1 pseudogene is annotated in these 248 nt (G+C 48.0%); it reads right to left on the bottom strand.

Annotated elements, in window-relative coordinates:
* Positions 1-248, bottom strand: a pseudogene (locus SB773_RS33750) (hypothetical protein); the annotation flags it as partial.

Here is a 248-nt window from a genome sequence, read left to right as displayed (position 1 = left end):
CTCCCTTCCAGCTCGGTGAAAGCTTCCTTCAGTAAAACGTAGGAACGCTTTCTCTGTTCAAAGTTTTGCACATTGGTCGAAACGACGATCAGCTCGTCGACTGCAAATTTTTCCTGCAACTCTCGCAGCTTGGCTCTTACCGACTCTTTTGTGCCTCGCGTTATTTGGGCTTGCTGCGTTTCGATTGTATATTCCTCATTCGATTGCCGAGCAAATTCCTCGGCTTGCTCTTTTGTTCCCACTGTCAG

The sequence above is a fragment of the Bacillus sp. SIMBA_074 genome, from assembly GCF_046534555.1.
Lineage (GTDB): Bacteria > Bacillota > Bacilli > Bacillales > Bacillaceae_G > Bacillus_A > Bacillus_A mycoides.
The sequence above is the reverse complement of the archived record's forward strand: the minus strand, read 5'-3'. Positions and strand labels throughout refer to the sequence as shown.